The 13,781-nt window shown below is 31.7% G+C and carries 14 protein-coding genes, 1 tRNA gene and 1 pseudogene; 6 read left to right on the plus strand and 10 right to left on the minus strand.

Going from position 1 to position 13,781, the window contains the following annotated elements; translation table 11 throughout:
* Positions 1–5: 5 nt before the first annotated feature.
* From V7R38_RS01715 to V7R38_RS01725, 3 genes are all read right to left on the minus strand, one after another.
* A tRNA-Arg gene (locus V7R38_RS01715) sits at positions 6–79 on the minus strand.
* 11 nt (positions 80–90) lie between these two features.
* Positions 91–540: a GatB/YqeY domain-containing protein gene (locus V7R38_RS01720; protein ID WP_334055791.1), complete on the minus strand. Its 450-nt coding sequence runs from the start codon at positions 538–540 to the stop codon at positions 91–93.
* A 17-nt stretch (positions 541–557) separates the two neighbouring features.
* On the minus strand, positions 558–1,004 hold the full coding sequence (locus tag V7R38_RS01725; protein WP_334055792.1) for a retropepsin-like aspartic protease: 447 nt from the start codon (positions 1,002–1,004) through the stop codon (positions 558–560).
* A 143-nt stretch (positions 1,005–1,147) separates the two neighbouring features.
* On the opposite strand from V7R38_RS01725, the gene V7R38_RS01730 reads away from it, so the two are divergent.
* Positions 1,148–1,624: a Na(+)-translocating NADH-quinone reductase subunit F gene (locus tag V7R38_RS01730; protein WP_334057101.1), complete on the plus strand. Its 477-nt coding sequence runs from the start codon at positions 1,148–1,150 to the stop codon at positions 1,622–1,624.
* A gap of 81 nt (positions 1,625–1,705) precedes the next feature.
* Here V7R38_RS01730 and nqrF read toward each other — a convergent pair whose 3' ends face one another.
* From nqrF to V7R38_RS01760, 6 genes are read right to left on the minus strand one after another with little or no spacing between them, the layout of a single operon-like run.
* The gene (gene nqrF, locus V7R38_RS01735; protein WP_334055793.1) at positions 1,706–3,013 is read right to left on the minus strand and encodes an NADH:ubiquinone reductase (Na(+)-transporting) subunit F; all 1,308 of its coding nucleotides are present in this window, start codon (positions 3,011–3,013) and stop codon (positions 1,706–1,708) included.
* Position 3,014: 1 nt separating this feature from the next.
* Entirely contained in the window at positions 3,015–3,749 is a 735-nt protein-coding gene (nqrE, locus tag V7R38_RS01740; protein WP_015482069.1) for an NADH:ubiquinone reductase (Na(+)-transporting) subunit E, read from the minus strand.
* A 58-nt stretch (positions 3,750–3,807) separates the two neighbouring features.
* Positions 3,808–4,455 carry an NADH:ubiquinone reductase (Na(+)-transporting) subunit D gene (locus V7R38_RS01745; protein WP_015482068.1) on the minus strand — a complete coding sequence of 216 codons (648 nt, stop codon included), beginning with the start codon at positions 4,453–4,455 and terminating at the stop codon, positions 3,808–3,810.
* A gap of 3 nt (positions 4,456–4,458) precedes the next feature.
* Entirely contained in the window at positions 4,459–5,247 is a 789-nt protein-coding gene (locus V7R38_RS01750) for a Na(+)-translocating NADH-quinone reductase subunit C (RefSeq protein WP_015482067.1), read from the minus strand.
* Between the two features lie 2 nt (positions 5,248–5,249).
* The gene (locus V7R38_RS01755; protein WP_334055794.1) at positions 5,250–6,461 is read right to left on the minus strand and encodes an NADH:ubiquinone reductase (Na(+)-transporting) subunit B; all 1,212 of its coding nucleotides are present in this window, start codon (positions 6,459–6,461) and stop codon (positions 5,250–5,252) included.
* Between the two features lie 4 nt (positions 6,462–6,465).
* Entirely contained in the window at positions 6,466–7,809 is a 1,344-nt protein-coding gene (locus V7R38_RS01760) for a Na(+)-translocating NADH-quinone reductase subunit A (protein WP_334055795.1), read from the minus strand.
* 182 nt (positions 7,810–7,991) lie between these two features.
* Here V7R38_RS01760 and V7R38_RS01765 point away from each other — a divergent pair, with 182 nt between their 5' ends.
* The 5 genes and pseudogenes from V7R38_RS01765 (at position 7,992) to V7R38_RS01780 (ending at position 11,655) form a co-directional block, all read left to right on the plus strand.
* Positions 7,992–9,209: a type IX secretion system plug protein gene (locus V7R38_RS01765; protein WP_334055796.1), complete on the plus strand. Its 1,218-nt coding sequence runs from the start codon at positions 7,992–7,994 to the stop codon at positions 9,207–9,209.
* Positions 9,210–9,258: 49 nt separating this feature from the next.
* Entirely contained in the window at positions 9,259–9,645 is a 387-nt protein-coding gene (gene apaG, locus V7R38_RS01770; protein ID WP_015482063.1) for a Co2+/Mg2+ efflux protein ApaG, read from the plus strand.
* Positions 9,646–9,782: 137 nt separating this feature from the next.
* Positions 9,783–9,938, plus strand: a pseudogene (locus tag V7R38_RS13140) (DUF3667 domain-containing protein); the annotation flags it as partial.
* A 15-nt stretch (positions 9,939–9,953) separates the two neighbouring features.
* Positions 9,954–10,814, plus strand: a complete 861-nt coding sequence (locus V7R38_RS01775; protein ID WP_334055797.1) for a hypothetical protein — start codon at positions 9,954–9,956, stop codon at positions 10,812–10,814.
* A 100-nt stretch (positions 10,815–10,914) separates the two neighbouring features.
* The gene (locus tag V7R38_RS01780) at positions 10,915–11,655 is read left to right on the plus strand and encodes a hypothetical protein (protein WP_334055798.1); all 741 of its coding nucleotides are present in this window, start codon (positions 10,915–10,917) and stop codon (positions 11,653–11,655) included.
* Between the two features lie 2 nt (positions 11,656–11,657).
* Here V7R38_RS01780 and V7R38_RS01785 read toward each other — a convergent pair whose 3' ends face one another.
* Complete coding sequence (locus tag V7R38_RS01785; RefSeq protein ID WP_334055799.1) at positions 11,658–13,622, minus strand: YgiQ family radical SAM protein; 1,965 nt, start codon at positions 13,620–13,622, stop codon at positions 11,658–11,660.
* Between the last annotated feature and the right edge of the window lie 159 nt (positions 13,623–13,781).

Below are 13,781 nucleotides of genomic sequence, written 5' to 3' on the forward strand. Positions count from 1 at the left end.
TTCTGTGACTATAGCAGGATTCAAACCTGCAACCCTCAGAGCCGAAATCTGATATTCTATTCAGTTGAACTATGTAGCCCTTTTTTGAATTTATGCTAAATTCTTTTTTACAAGCGTAGAAATTGTTTTACCATCTGCTTGACCTGAAAGTTTCTTAGATACAACTCCCATAACCTTACCCATGTCTTTCATACCTTCAGCATTTAAGTCGGCAATGGTTGCTTTAACTACTTTTTTAATTTCCTCTTCAGATATGGCTTCAGGTAAGAACTGCTCTAAAACAGCTATTTCTGCCAATTCAGGTGCAGCTAAATCTTCTCTACCTTGCTTTAAGAAAATAGCAGCACTGTCTTTTCGTTGTTTAACTTGCTTCTGAATAATTTTCAATTCTTGTTCTTCAGAAATTTCTTCTTGAGCTCCAGACTCAGTTTTAGCCAATAAAAAAGCAGATTTTACAGCTCTTAACGCTTGTAAAGCAACAGTATCCTTTGCTTTCATTGCCTCTTTCATTTTTGTCATTACCTGTTTTTGTAAACTCATATTCTTTGTATTAAATTTTATTTTTTCTTCTTTAAATATAAAACGTGTTGTTTGTAGTCTATAAATGCTTTTCCTTTCTCTAGAATATCAGCACCTATAATACCATGTACTTTCTTAGCATTGTGTTGTTCTAAGGCAGTATTTACATGCTCAAGGTTAAATAATACTAAATGACTTTTATTTGTTTTCCAGTCGCCAATTTTTAAATTATTTCCTTTAGATTGTTGTGTCTCCATTCCTGTGGCTCCTGCTCCTGCAGCCTTAGTTTCACTCTCTTCTGCGTCCAACTTAAAAAAACTAATCAGGTCTAAACCAACACATGAATTAGATGCACCAGTATCTAGAATAAACCTACCTTTAACTCCGTTAATTTTGGCTTTTAATTCTAAGTGATTTGTTGCAATTTTTTTCAGTTTGATTTTTACATAATTCTTCCTAGAAAGAATCTTGTCAATACTTTTCATGCAGTGGCTTTAGTTTTTCAAAAGTACAATTTATAAAAAGTAGATAAAAATAGATTGAAAACAATTTAGACCAATAATTTAACTTTCAATTTTTTTAATAGTTTTAAAGATTTCTTATCTTTAAAAAGCAAAATTAAATGATGATGAAGACTTCTAAACGACTGGAACAAGCCTTAACTAAATTATACAATGCGTATCATAACAAGCAACTAAATCCAGAAGATTGTGCTGCATGTGCAGTAGGTAATATATTGGACAATCATGATAGTTGGAAACATTTATCTAATGATCATGGTTCTTTAGAATTAAGTTATGTAGGTAGGGTGCATCAAAATTTGGGACGTAAATTTAATGGATATACGCCTTTAGAAATTTTAAAAATAGAGAAAGTGTTTTTAGAGGCTTGCGGATTTGAAACTCCTTTATGCCATTACAATACAAAGCCAAAAAATCCAACAGCAAATGATGTGCTTTTTAACGGACTTTGTGCTGTGATTTCTCTATTGTGTGAATTAGATCAAGTTGAGGATGTAATGGATTTATCTAAGTTATTTGAACAAGAAAATGGAGAACCTATTTATCACTTAGAAACATTTTTAAATGAAGCTATTTTTGCATAATTATTGCTTAATTATTTTAAGCATAAACAAAAAAAAGACCAACAATTATGTTGGTCTTTTTTTTATCTATAGGAAGGATTTCTATCCTCCAAAATCGTCAAATCTGATGTGTTCATCTGGTATACCAAAATCTTCACCCATTTTCTGAACAGCTTTGTTCATTAACGGTGGTCCACAGAAATACAATTCAATATCTTCTGGAGATTCATGATGGCTTAGGTAATTATCGATTACACAGTTGTGTATGAAACCTACAAACCCATCACCTTCAGCGTCTATATTCTCTTTTACTTTCCAATTATCCTCTTCCATTGGTTCTGATAACGCTAAGTAAAATTTAAAGTTTGGAAATTCCTTCTCTAAATCTCTAAAGTGATCTAAGTAAAATAGTTCTCTCTTAGAACGACCTCCATACCAATAAGTCACTTTTCTACCTGTTTTTAAGGTTTTGAATAAGTGATATAAGTGAGAACGCATTGGAGCCATACCAGCACCACCACCAACATATAACATTTCGGAATCTGATTCGTTGATGAAGAATTCTCCATAAGGACCAGAAATTACACACTTATCACCTTTCTTTAAGTTAAAGATGTAAGAAGATGCAACACCAGGATTAACATCCATCCAATCACCTTTAGCTCTATCAAAAGGTGGAGTTGCAATACGTACATTTAACATGATTTCTCTACCTTCTGCAGGGTAAGAGGCCATAGAATACGCTCTTTCTACAGTTTCTGTATTCTTCATTACTAATGGCCAAAGTTTAAACTTGTCCCATTCAGCTTGAAATTTATCTGGAGTTTCATGCTCTTCTGGGTGAGCTGTAATGTCCATATCAGAAAACTTAACTTCACAAGGAGGTATTTCGATCTGAATATAACCACCTGCTTTATAGCCCATATCTTCAGGAATTTCTACTACAAACTCCTTAATAAATGAAGCTACGTTGTAATTTCTTACAACTACAGCATCCCATTTTTTAATTCCGAATACTTCTTCTGGAATTGTAATATTCATGTCCTGTTTTACTTTAACCTGACATGCTAAACGTGCTCCTGCCTTTAATTCTTTCTTAGTAAAGTGAGGTACTTCAGTTGGTAAAGCTTCTCCTCCACCTTCTAAAACATGACACTCACATTGTATACAAGAACCTCCACCACCACAAGCTGATGGTAAAAAGATTTTTTCGTTACCTAATGTTGTTAATAACGTACTTCCTGAACCTACTTCTAACGTCTTTTCACCATTAATTGTAATGGTTACTGGACCAGAAGGAGATAACTTCTGCTTCACAAACAACAATAAAGCAACTAATATTAAAGTAATTAGTAAAAAAGCTGCTACTGTTGCAATAACTGTACCTGTTGTACCTGCTGCTAATATCATTCTAATTGTTATTTAAGTTTGTGTTTTCTGCTACTATTTTAGCATCTTCTTCTTTCTTTAGTTCTTTTTGAACTTCAATCTTAGCTTCCTCATTCTTTGGCTCATCTTTCTTTTCATCACCTCCAGTTAACATACCACCAAAGCTCATAAAACCAATTGCCATTAAACCAGTAATTATAAAAGTAATTCCTAATCCTCTCAAGGCTGGAGGAACACTAGAATATCTAATTTTTTCACGAATTGCAGCAATAGCTAGAATTGCTAAAAACCATCCAATTCCTGAACCCACACCATAAGTTAAAGCCAAACCTAAAGTAGGTATTTCTCTAGATTGCATGAATAAACTACCTCCTAAAATTGCACAGTTTACAGCAATTAATGGTAAAAATATACCTAACGAATTGTATAAAGATGGTGAGAATTTCTCAACGATAATTTCTACCAACTGCACCATGGTTGCAATTGTTGCAATAAACATGATGAATGATAAAAAACTTAAATCGTATTGTGCATATTCTTCACCCAACCAAGAAAGTGCTCCTTCTTGTAAAATATATTGATCTAATAACCAGTTTAAAGGCACAGTTACTGCTAATACAAATATAACAGCAGCTCCTAAACCAACAGCAGTAGATACTTTTTTAGATACAGCTAGGTAAGAACACATCCCTAAGAATGTTGCAAAAACCATGTTATCTATAAAAATCGATTTGAAAAATAATTCTATATGTTCCATATTTTTTTCAATTATCAATTATCAAAAATCAATTACTATTAATTAATGATTATTGTATTTAATGTTCTTCTATTAATGATTTGTTCTTAGTTCTCTGAACCCAAATAATGATACCAACTACAATTAAAGCCATTGGAGATAATAACATAAATCCGTTATTCTCATAGCCAATTGCGTATAAACCTGTCTTTTCTATTGGATCTCCTAAAACTTTATAACCTAATAAAGTTCCTGAACCTAATAACTCTCTAAAGAAACCTACAGCAATTAGAATTACAGCATAACCTACTGCGTTTCCAATACCATCTAAGAAAGATCTCCATGGACCATTACCTAAGGCAAAAGCTTCAAAACGCCCCATAATAATACAGTTGGTAATAATTAAACCAACAAATACGGATAGTGTTTTACTTAATTCGTATGCAAATGCTTTTAGCACTAAATCAACAATAATTACTAAAGTTGCAACTACAATTAACTGAACTATAATTCTAATTTTAGAAGGGATAATGTTTCTCATTAATGAGATTACTACATTACCTAAACCTAATACAAATAATACTGATACAGACATTACAATAGAAGCCTTAAGCTCAGCTGTAATTGCTAATGCAGAACAAATACCTAATACTTGAATAGTAATTGGGTTATTGTCTAAAAAAGGATCTTTAATTAAGGCTGCGTCTTTTTTTGATATAAGTGCCATAAATTATTGTTTTAATGATTTAAAATAAGGTACGTATAATGATAAATCTGATTTTATCATTGCAGTAACACCATCTCCAGTAATTGTTGCACCAGCAATAGCATCTACCTCATAATCTGTTTTATCGTCATTTTTTGGATCGTTGTTACCTTTGGCAACTGTAATTCCTTTAAAAACACCTGCTTCTGTAAGTAAGTGCTCTCCATAGAAATCATCCATAAAATAGCGTTGTTTAATGTTTGCTCCTAATCCTGGAGTTTCTCCTTTGTGATCAAAATATGCGCCTTGAACAACCATATTCTCATCCATAGAAACATAACCCCAAATAGCATCCCATAATCCCTTACCATAAATTGGAGCTACATAATATTTCTTACCATCTTTTTCACCAACAAATAAAGGCAATTTTCTAGCCTTACCAACTTTAGCATTGGCTTGTTGCTTTTTTACATCGATTAAATATGGCTCTTGACCAGCATTTTCATCCATGTATTCTTGCCTAGTTTGTGTTTTAACGATTTTACCGTCTTTACTCTCTAAAACAAGTTGCTCTGTGATGTATTTAGAAAACTCTTCTCCTGCCACAGCTGTAGAAACAAAAGTTGCACTAGATTCGTCATTCTCATTAACATCCATTGCATAAAGGATGTTTTGTTGTTTTTCTATTCTTTGATTTTCTTTAATGTTTGGCTTTAAAGATGATGCCATAAAAGCCAATAAAGAACCAACAATTAACACCATTACAACAGCGAAAATCATTGTATAACCATTACCATCTGTTCTCTTACTCATAATTAGGCAGTTTTAACTTTAGCACGTTTTAATCTCTTTTTTACATTTCCTTGCACTACATAATGATCTATAGTTGGTGCAAACACATTCATTAATAGAATGGCTAAGAAAACACCTTCTGGATATGCAGGGTTAAATACACGTATCATTATTGAAATGAAACCTATTAAGAAACCATAAATCCATTTTCCTTTATTAGTTTGAGAACCAGTTACAGGATCTGTAGCCATATAAACAGCTCCAAATGCTAAACCACCAATCATTAAGTGTTCCCACCAATTAGTGCTCATTAAACCGTAAAATTTACTTGATTCAGTAATGATATCTGCATTTACAATTCCGTTAAAAATTAAGCCCATCACTGCTGCACCAACAAATGTTGATACGATAATTCTCCAACTTCCTATTTTAGTAAAAATCAAGAAAGCTGCTCCTAATAATATTAAGAAAGTAGAAGTTTCACCAACTGAACCTGGAATAAAACCAAAGAACTTATCCCAGTTTGAGTAGGTCGTTTCAACTAATGCCATATTGTTTTGTGCATAACTACCTAAGATTGTTTCTCCTGATATTGCATCTGCAGTTCCTGTTCTTTCAACAGCATCGTAAACCCATACTTTATCTCCAGACATCCAAGTTGGATATGCAAAGAATAAAAATGCTCTAATTGTTAATGCAGGGTTTAAGATATTCATACCTGTACCTCCAAAAACTTCTTTACCAATTACAACACCAAAAACAACTGCTACTGCTAACATCCAAAGTGGAGTATCTACAGGCACAATTAATGGCACTAACATACCAGTTACTAAATAACCTTCTTCTACTTCATGCCCTTTAATTACTGCAAAAATAAATTCTACAATTAAACCAACTCCGTAAGAAACAATTACTAATGGTAATACCTTAATAATACCGATCCAAAAATTGTCCCAAGTAAAAAAGTTAGCTAACACATTGTCTCTTAAAGAACCGTCTATAGCTGCATAATGCTGATAACCTGCATTAAACATTCCAAATAGCAAACAAGGAATTAAAGCCATAATTACAATATTCATTGTACGCTTTAAATCATCTGCTGCTTTAATATGAGTTCCTCCATGAGTAACCTCATTTGGTAAATATAAAAACGTATGGATTGCATTAAATGCAGGTGCCATTTTTGTGCCCTTATATTTCTCTTTTAAATTATGTAAGTTTTGTTTTAAGCTCATAACTCTATCCTAATTCTTGTCTCATTAAATCTAAACCTTCACGAATTATTTTTTGGTGTGGCTGTTTAGACACACAAATAAATTCTGTTAAAGCAAAATCTTCTGGGGCTACTTCATAGCCACCTAAAGCTTCCATTTCATCTAAATCTTTTATCATAAATGCTTTTAACAATTGCATTGGATAAATATCTAGTGGAAATACATTTTCATAAGAACCAGTAACTACAAATGCTCTATGTTCGCCATTTGTATTGGTATCTAAATCGTATTTTTTGTTTGGAGTTAACCAAGAGAATGTTAATGCTCTTGATGCAGAAATTTTATCAAAAACTGGCTTATTCCAACCAAAAAACTCATAATCATCACCTTCTGGTATTGCTGTAATTTGATTGTCATAATACCCTAAGAAACCATCAATTTCTACTTGCTTTCCAGAAAGCACGTTTCCACTAATAATTCTAGTATTATCGTTATTCAAATTATTGGCAGTTACATCAGAAATAGATGCACCAGCAATTGCTGTAATGTATTGAGGCTTCTCAAATTGAGAACCTGTTAAAGCGATTGTTCTTTGTAAGTTTAATTTACCAGTTAAAAGCAATTCACCAATAACCACTAAATCTTGTGGAGTTACAACCCATACAACTTCACCCTTGTTAATTGGGTCTATCATTGCAATCTGTGTACCAACATTTCCTGAAGGATGAGGACCAGATACCTTATGAATTTCTACACCAGACAAATTTGCAAACATAGAATTAGCACCAACAGACATGTGCACTTTACCCTCTGTTAATTTAGAAACAGCAGTAATTGCAGCCTGTAATTCAGCTTCTTTACCTGCTAAAGTATATTCTAAATCTGCAGCCAAAGGCGCACTTGCGTAAGCAGAAATAAAGATTGCTTTTGGAGCCTGATTAGGATTCGCAACAACATCATAAGGACGTTGCTTTATAAATGGCCAACATCCAGAAGTAAACAAATGATTCTTTACTTCTTCCGCAGACATTTTTGCGGCATCTTTAACACCAAAATCTGTATGTACTTGAGTTGCATCTGCTGCTATTTTAACAGCCATAACTCTTCTTCTTGCTCCACGAATTACCTCAGTAACTTTACCAGAAACAGGACTTGGAAATAAAATGCGTTCGTCACTTTTAGAATAAAAAAGTGTATCTCCTGCTTTTACCTCAGCCCCTTCTTTGGCAACAAGTTTTGGTGTAATTCCATGAAAATCTTCTGGTTTTATTGCATAAACACTACTTAAAGAACTATTTGTAGTTGTTTTTTCTGCAATACCAACAAGCTTAATATCTAAGCCTTTTTTAATACGAATGTCTTTTGACATAGTAATTGTGGAATTTTATTTAACTAAAAAAATCATGCAAATTTACGGCTTTTAAGCATTATTTTAAACATAAAAAACGGCTTAAATTTGTTATTTATATTTATTCTAAATAATTTAAATTGATATTCATTTTTGGCTTGAATTTTGTAATATCCTTAGAAATCTTTTGATATTTTTGTAAAATGAAGAAATTTATATTCATTATTATCACGCTATTATCTAGCATTCAGGGCTACAATCAAGAAATAAAATCTATTCAATTAAGAGCTTTGGGTAATGATGTTTACACTTCAATTGTACCATTAGGAACTACCTTAGAACTTTCTTTTGATGATTTAGAGGCTGATGGAAAAGATTATCAATATAGAATTGAACACATGACACACGATTGGCAAAAAAGCAGATTGCTTTCGAGTCAGTTTATAGATGGATTTGACGAAAACACTATTATTAATGTCACCAATTCTTTTAATACTTTACAAAGTTATTCGCATTATGAAGTTAGAATTCCGAATGCAAATACAGCAATTACAAAAAGTGGTAATTACCTTTTATCTGTTTTAGACGATGATGATGACGTTGTTTTTACGCGTAAATTCGTGTTATACGAAAGTGCAGCAACAATAGGTATTCAAGTGTCTAGAAGTAGAAATGCTAAAACATTAAATACACAACAGACTCTTGAATTTAGTGTTAATTATCCTAATTTAAGAATCAACAATCCACAACAAGAAATTAATGTAGCTATTTTAAAAAATGAAAATTGGAATGAAAAAATTACTGATTTACAACCTACATTTTTTAAACCTAATCAATTAAAATATACTTACTCAAACAAAACTAACTTTTGGGGTGGTAATGAGTACTTAAATTTTGACAGCAAGTTCTTAAGAAACAAAAGCATCAATATTGTTAGAATTGAAAAAGGTGATGTATTTCAGCATTACGTATATCCTTTTACTTATGATCCTTATTTAACCTATAGATATAACCCAGATATTAATGGGCAATTCGTTTTTAGAACTTTAGAAGGAAATGATGCCAGAACTGAAGCAGATTATGCAAGAATGCATTTTACCATAAATGCAGACGAGCCTTTTGCAGACAAACAGGTGCACGTATATGGTGCTTTCAATAATTTTGAAATTGAAGATGAAACTCAACTAGAATATGATTTTAACAATAGCATGTATACTGGAAGTGTACTGCTGAAACAAGGCTTTTATAATTATACATTTGCCACAGTTGATGAATCTGGAAACGTAAACACTAACGAAATTAATGGTACCTTTTTTCAGACCGAAAATGAATACACAGTCATTGTTTACTTCAAACCTTTTGGCAGTTTATATGACAGAGTTATAGGTGTTGGAACCGCTACTTTTAATCAAAATAGATAATTACAGTTAGTATTTGTGTTTTTTAATCAAAAAAACTACATTTACCTTAATGATTGAGCAAGTAACGAAAGGCATACGAATTTCTGTAAAAACTAAATTTAATGGTACAAGCTATAGAAACAATAGATTGTATTACGTTTTTGCCTACTTTATTACTATAGAAAATCATTCTTTAGAAACAGTGCAACTTACAGACCGATTTTGGAAAATTTACGACAGTTTAAATAAAACCGAAATTGTAGAAGGTGAAGGTGTTGTTGGTCAAAGCCCTGTATTACAACCTAATGATCATTACTCTTACAGTTCTGGCTGCTTTTTAGAATCTAATATTGGTGCCATGAACGGATATTACAAAATGATAAACACCAATACTTTAGAAGAATTTAAAGTTTATATACCTACGTTTCAACTTGCAACAACCATATTATCAAACTAACTAAAGGTAAAAATAAAGTAGCCAAAATTAAAGATCCTGCCTGCTTAAATTGTGGGCATCCTTTTAGTGGATCAGAAAATTTTTGCCCTGAATGTGGCCAAGCCAATAAAGGCTACAGAATTACCTTTTTAAGTTTTATTCATGAAGTTTTTAATGGCTTATTCAATTTTGAAGCTAAATTTTGGAATACCCTAATACCTCTACTTACAAAACCTGGTAAAGTTTCAAGAGACTATATTAGTGGTAAAAGACAACGTTACACAAATCCTTTTCGTTTCTATTTAACGGTTTCCATCATCTTCTTTTTATTGATTGGTTTATACAAAACAGTACAAAAGTATGAAGCGCTTGCTACTAATGTTACCGAAAAAATAATCGACATCAAACAAAAAGATTCAACTGAGGTAAAGTCTAAAAAACTCACGGAAAAAGAAATTGACTCTTTAAAAAAAGAGGTTGATACTGAAATGAAAAACTTCATTATTCCTGTTCCTGAGAAAACAAGAAAAATAATTTTAGAAGAAGTAGACAAACAAGCAAAAGATTCTACTTTCATGAAAGATTTAGAAGCAATCAAAATAGAGAGCCAAAAAGACTCAACTGATGACAGCATTAATCTAGATTTTGATTCTAAACTTAATGCCTTTATGGATTATGTAAAGGAAAATCCGAATCCTGATATTAATAATGCTCTAGATTCTTTGGGTTATGAAAAAAACTTTACCAATAGATTTCTATTTACAAGAGCCAAAAGTTTGCATTCTTTCTCTAAAAACGAAGAAACAAGAGAACAGTTTTTTAATCAATTATTGTCTTATGGTTCTATTGCCTTATTTATATTTCTACCATTTTTCACACTATTCTTAAAATTCTATTTTATTAGAAGAAAATATACGTATGTAGATCATCTTATTTTTGTATTTCATGTGCAAACAGTATTCTTTATGCTGTTCTCCATATACTTTATATTTCTAATTTTCCATGTAACTCCAGCAGTTTGGGTTTTTCTAGGCCTCTTTTTAATTTATCTATACTTGGCTATGAAAAAATTTTATCAGCAAGGTTATTTTAAAACATTCTTAAAATTTATATTGTTAAATATTAGTTTTGGCTTTATAGCCTCATTTGGAATGGGAATTTTATTCTTAATATCTTTTGCCATCTTTTAGGTAAAAAATTAAGAGAATCTATTAGAGACTTGGTTCTCAAAATTTAAAAATTTAACTTCGCTAACTCTTGTAATAGATTTCTTTTAACTCAGTTTTATTAATGATACAACAATACATCACCACATTAAGACAATTAATTATTGATATTCTTGGCAATGCAGACAGCAGTCACTACCAAGTTTCTAAAGAAATTTCTGATAAATGGATCGCAAAAAGAGCCAATGCAAAAAAGCAAAATGATGGCTTTCTATTTGAAAAAAGAATAATCTTTTACAGTGAGCTAGAAGACTTAAAAGAAATTATAGATAAAAATTGGGATCACTTTTTACCTGTTCTGTTTGATAAAAAAAGGTTTGAAGCTTTCTTTAATGAAGTTCTTCAGTTCCAAAAAACACAAAATAATGGTCAGGATTTAATTCAGAGTCAAGAACATTTGCTTTCTGGTATTGTTCAAGATCTAAAAAATGCCATTACCATATTTAACAATAAGAAAAATAAGATCGACGATTATTTTATTTCTATTTCTAAAATTTCTGATAATCTTGGCAATACTTGGAATACCAATCCTGAAGAAAATAAGCAAAAACCAATTTTAAAAGTTGGCGATGAATATGAGCTTTTGGTAGAAGCTAACGATCCAAAAGACCGAAAAATTGAATATCAGTTATATCATTTTGCTGGTAAACTAAGAATTAATCAAGATTCAAATCGTTTTCAATTTACAATAGACAAAACCTTGGTTGGTCAAAGCAACATGTTAGTTATTAAAGCTTTTACTGCTGACACTGATTATAAAAATGAATGTATTTTAAAAGTTCACATTACAGTTTTACCAGAGTAAATTTATCTTCTTCTTTTTTTAGAAGAACTACGAGTTACTTTCTTTTTTCTTCTATTAAAAGGCACAGCATCATCAAAAGTGTTTTTAGCAGGCTTTGCCTTTTTATTCTTTTGCCACGATTTATTTTCTGGCAACAAAACATTTAATAAATCTTGTCTTCCTACTTTATTTAAGGTATTTCTAATCCAATCTTTATTTTCCTTTTTATACCAAAAGAAAAATTTATGCTGATCTTCTTTCTCCTTTTTAGTCTTAGGAGTTCTAGTTGGTTTTAATGTATAAGGATGATAACCTGAATAATAAATTACTGTAGCAACCGTCATTGGAGTTGGCGTAAAACCTTGAACTTGTTCTAGTTGAAAGCCCATGTTTTTAGTTTCAGCAGCCAAGTTAGCCATGTCTTCCACCTCACTTGCAGGATGACTAGAAATGAAATACGGAATTAATTGTAAGTTCAATTTCTTCTTGATATTAATTCTATCAAAACGTTCTTTAAACTTATGAAAATATGTAAAAGATGGTTTACGCATTAATTTTAAAACAGGATCTGAAGTGTGTTCTGGAGCTACTTTTAAACGACCAGAAACATGCTTGGTCATCACCTCTTCTGTATAAGCATCTAATTCTTTAGGATCTGCATTCTTATTAAATTCAGGTACCAACATATCATGTCTAATTCCACTACCTATAAAAGATTTTTTAATCTTTGGATGTTTATCTACTGCTTGATATAAATCTGTTAACGGTTTATGAGATGTATCTAAATTAGAACAAATTACAGGCGAAATACAACTTGGAGCAACACACTTATCACAGATAGATTGCACTTTACCTTTCATTTGATACATGTTTGCAGAAGGCCCACCAATATCAGACAAATAACCTTTAAAATCTGGCATGTTTGCAACCTTATCTACTTCTCTTAAAACAGATTCTTGGCTCCTACTTGCAATAAATTTTCCTTGATGTGCAGAAATTGTACAAAAGCTACATCCACCAAAACATCCTCTATGAATATTAATAGAAAATTTAATCATTTCAAACGCAGGTATAGGTCCACGCTTATCATATTTTGGATGTGGTAATCTTGTGTAAGGCAAATCAAAAGAACCATCAATCTCCTTTTCTGTCATTGTAGGAAAAGGCGGATTAATAACTAAGGTTTTACCCTTAACATCCTGTAAAATTCTTCTTGCTTTTAATTTATTAGACTCTTGCTCTATCACTTTAAAATTAGAGGCAAACGTCTTTTTGTCTTTTAAACAAGCTTCATGAGAATTGATAGTTACATCTTCCCAATCATTTATAACAGGTAATTTCTCTTCTTTCTGATCAATTAAAACTGCAGTCTGTTTGATGTTTTTTAAACTAGAAAAAGGCACTCCTTTTTGCAATAAAGTTACAATTTCACGCAAAGGCTGTTCACCCATTCCGTAAACAAGCATATCTGCTTTCGAGGTTTCTAAAATAGTAGGTAACAATTTATCAGACCAATAATCATAATGAGTTACTCTTCTTAAAGAAGCTTCTATACCACCAATTAAAACTGGTACATCAGGAAATTTATCTTTTAATATTTTAGAATACACAGATGTTGCATAGTCTGGTCTAAAACCTTTATCACCATTTGGTGTGTATGCATCTTTATCTCTTCTTTTTTTGCTAGCTGTATAGTTGGAAACCATAGGATCCATACAGCCACCTGTACAACCAAAGAATAGTCTTGGCTTACCCAGTTTTTCGAAATCTTGTAAATTATCATTTACATTTGGCTGAGGCACAATAGCAACTCGTAAACCATAGCTTTCTAAAATTCGACCAATTACTGCTGGCCCAAAAGAAGGATGATCTACATAAGCATCTCCACTAAATAAAATAACATCTAATTGATCCCATCCACGGATTTTAACTTCCCTGTTTGTAGTTGGTAACCAATCTGTTAATTGATGTTTTTTTGTTTCTTGCATAGTTTGCAAAAATACATAGAAAATTTGTGAAGTAAAATTAATTTACCAAGGTCTTTTTGCTATTTTTTTGAAGCTAATTCCTGCTTTCACTACTCGCTTTTTTCATGCTTCAAAAGAGCTCAAACAAATCGTTCAATCAGGGCTAGACTAAAAATAAAG

This window comes from Polaribacter sp. P097, assembly GCF_036864555.1.
GTDB lineage: Bacteria > Bacteroidota > Bacteroidia > Flavobacteriales > Flavobacteriaceae > Polaribacter.